General features: G+C 76.8%; 3 protein-coding genes. 1 reads left to right on the top strand and 2 read right to left on the bottom strand.

Annotation, left to right across the window (positions count from 1 at the left end):
- Positions 1-122: 122 nt before the first annotated feature.
- On the bottom strand, positions 123-1346 hold the full coding sequence (locus WCS02_RS19220) for an RNA polymerase sigma factor (protein ID WP_340295891.1): 1224 nt from the start codon (positions 1344-1346) through the stop codon (positions 123-125).
- A gap of 5 nt (positions 1347-1351) precedes the next feature.
- Positions 1352-1708: a YciI family protein gene (locus WCS02_RS19215; protein WP_340295890.1), complete on the bottom strand. Its 357-nt coding sequence runs from the start codon at positions 1706-1708 to the stop codon at positions 1352-1354.
- 213 nt (positions 1709-1921) lie between these two features.
- Between WCS02_RS19215 and WCS02_RS19210 the strand changes: the two genes are divergently transcribed.
- Positions 1922-2722 carry a ZIP family metal transporter gene (locus WCS02_RS19210; RefSeq protein WP_376983932.1) on the top strand — a complete coding sequence of 267 codons (801 nt, stop codon included), beginning with the start codon at positions 1922-1924 and terminating at the stop codon, positions 2720-2722.
- Positions 2723-2973: the final 251 nt, after the last annotated feature.

The following is a 2973-nucleotide window of genomic DNA, read 5'->3' as shown; positions in this document are numbered from 1 at the left end:
AGGCTCGCGCCGAGGACCGGACGGAGCCCGCCGGACCTGCCGGTCGGACGGCGCCGGGCGCCCGGCGCCGCGGCGTGCCCGACCCGGGCGGCTGACGCCGACCACGCCGTCCGGCCGCCAGGTCACGCGGGCCCGCCCACCTCGCTCCGTCGTCGTCGTAGGTGCTCCCGCTCCACCTCGTTCGTCGTGAGCCCCAGCGCGGCGTCGAAGGCCTCCACCGCCTCGCCCGGGCGCCCCGCCCGGTGGAGCAGCTCGGCCCGGGTGACGTGGAACGGTGCGTAGGCGCCGAGGTCCAGCTCGTCGACCAGGGCGAGCCCGGCCGCGGGACCGTCCACCTCTGCCACGGCGACCGCGCGGTTGAGCGCCACGACCGGGCCGGGCTGCAGGGCGAGCAGGTGGTCGTACAGCGCGACGACCTGCCGCCAGTCCGTCTCGGCCGCCGTCGCCGCGTCGCTGTGCACCGCGTTGACCGCCGCCTGCAGCTGGTACGGCCCCGGCGCGCCGCGGCGCAGGCAGGCGCGCACGAGCGCCTGCCCCTCCGCGACCAGGGCGGCGTCCCACCGGCTCCGGTCCTGGTCGGGCAGCAGCACCAGGCGCCCGCCGGCGTCGGTGCGCGCCGCGCGCCGGGAGTGCAGCAGGAGCAGGAGCGCGAGCAGGCCGACGACCTCCGGCTCGTCCGGCATGAGCTCGGCGAGCACGCGCGCCAGGCGCACGGCCTCCTCGCAGAGGTCGGTGCGGACGAGAGCCTCGCCGGTGCCGGCGCTGTAGCCCTCGTTGAACACGAGGTAGACCACGGCGAGGACGGCGGGCAGCCGGTCGGGCAGCTCTGCCTCGCTCGGCACCCGGTACGGGATCCCGGCGTCGCGGATCTTCTTCTTGGCCCGCACCAGCCGCTGCGCGAGCGTCGCCTCCGGCACCAGGAAGGCCCGGGCGATCTCGTCGGTCTCCAGCCCGCCGAGCAGGCGCAGGGTGAGCGCCACCCGTGCCGGCACCGCGAGCGCGGGGTGGCAGCACGTGAACAGCAGCCTCAGCCGGTCGTCGCGCACCGCCCCCACCTCCTCCGGCTCGTCGGGCGCGTGCAGCAGCAGCGCCTCCGCGTGGCGCGCCTGGCGGGTGGACTCCCGCCGGAACCTGTCGATCGCCCGACGGCGCGCCGTGGTGACGATCCACCCGCCCGGGCTGGGCGGGGTGCCGTCGACGGGCCAGCGCTCGAGCGCGACGACGAAGGCGTCCTGGACCGCCTCCTCGGCCAGACCGAGGTCCCCGAGGAGGCGGGCCAGCGTGGCGACCGCGCGGCCGTGCTCGGCGCGGAAGACGGCCGCGACGGCGGCGTGGCCGTCCTCCACCGGCCTCAGTCCTCGGCCTCGTCCTGGAACGGGCGGACCTCGACGGCGCCGTCGCAGGCGAGCGCGCCCTTCTTCGCCCAGCCGAGGGCGGCGTCGAGGTCCTCGGCCTTGATGACCCAGAACCCGCCGAGCTGCTCCTTGGTCTCGGCGAACGGCCCGTCGGTGACGAGCACGTCCCCGCCCTGGGGGCGGACCACCGTCGCCGACGTCGGCGGGTGCAGGCCGCCGGCGAACACCCAGGCGCCCGCCTCCTGCAGCTCGGTGTTGTAGGCGTCCACGCGGGCGAAGGCGGCGAGCATCTCCTCCTCCGGGGGCACGGGGGCGTCCCAGGCGTGGATGACGGACAGCAGGTACTGCTTCATGACGGTTCCTCCGCTCCTGCACCGGCCTCGTGCCGGTGCTCACCCTGTCCACGAACGGGGCGGCGCCAGATCGACACCCCGCCGCACAGATTCTCCGACGAATTCTGGCGACCCCCCCGGACACGTCCGGGTGCGACGCCCGGGCGGCGTGCTGCCGGTTTGCGCCCACGCTCGAGAGGGCACTGACGGGCCACGGGTCGACCCCGGCCCACGATGGAGGTGGTCCTCGTGCAGCAGGCCCTCGTCTTCGGTCTCGTCGCCTCCAGCCCCCTGGTGGTGGGGGCCCTCGTCGGCTACCGGTTCCGTGTCCCCGAGCGGGTGCTGGCGGCCATGCTCGCCTTCGCCGCCGGGTCCCTCATCACCGCGCTGGCGTTCGAGCTGTTCGAGGACTCCTACGAGCAGGGCGGAATCTGGCGTGCCGCCCTGGGCCTCGCCGCGGGCGCCGTCGTGTTCACCGTCCTCAGCCACCTGCTCGACCGGGCCGCCCGGGCCGACGGCTCGGGCGAGCCGGAGGACACCGGCAGCGACAAGCTGGACACGGACGCCGCCACCCGGGAGCGGTCGCCGGCCGCCGCGTCGGTGCGGGGGGCCGCAGGCCTCGCGCTGCTCGCCGCGGTGACCCTGGACGGGGTCCCCGAGAACCTCGCCCTCGGGGTGTCGCTGGGCGCCGGCACGGGCGGGCTGGCGCTGCTGGCGGCGATCTTCGTGTCCAACTTCCCGGAGGCGCTCGTCGGCAGCGCGTCCATGCGGGCCCAGGGGCGCTCCCGCGGCTTTGTCCTGGGCACGTGGACGGTGTGCGCGGTCCTGCTGGCGGCGGCGGTCGTCGTGGGCGCGGGGCCGCTGGGGTCGAGCTCGGAGGAGACGATCTCCCTCCCGCTGGCCTTCGCGGCGGGCGCCGTGCTCGCCTCCCTGGCCGACACCCTCATGCCCGAGGCCTACGAGCACGGCGGTCCGACCGTGGCCCTGAGCACCGCGGCCGGCTTCCTGCTGTCCTTCGTCCTGTCCACGGTCTGACGCACCGACCCCTCGCACGGCCCCCGACACGCCCCGTCCACGGCCCACCGGTCCACCGGCGCACCCGCGCGTGAGGCTCCGCCCTCCGGGGGACTACAGGTCCGGCGCCCGGGGCCCGACACTCGATCATGAGCCCCCTCCCGGACGCCCCGGCCAGGTCCGCCAGCGCAGCCGCCGAGGCCGCCGCCACCGCCGTCAGCACCGTCGGCGCCCGCCCCACCGCCCGCGTGCCCGGGCCCCGGCGGCCGGCC

Source organism: Aquipuribacter hungaricus (genome assembly GCF_037860755.1).
Taxonomy (GTDB): domain Bacteria; phylum Actinomycetota; class Actinomycetes; order Actinomycetales; family JBBAYJ01; genus Aquipuribacter; species Aquipuribacter hungaricus.
Note: the sequence above shows the minus strand (reverse complement) of the source record. Positions and strands in the feature narration are given on the sequence as shown.

Excerpts from the sequence above, each read along its gene's own strand:
- WCS02_RS19210 (WP_376983932.1), top strand. The coding sequence starts at position 1,922 with ATGGAGGTGGTCCTCGTGCAGCAGGCCCTCGTCTTCGGTCTCGTCGCC.
- WCS02_RS19215 (WP_340295890.1), bottom strand. The coding sequence starts at position 1,708 with ATGAAGCAGTACCTGCTGTCCGTCATCCACGCCTGGGACGCCCCCGTG.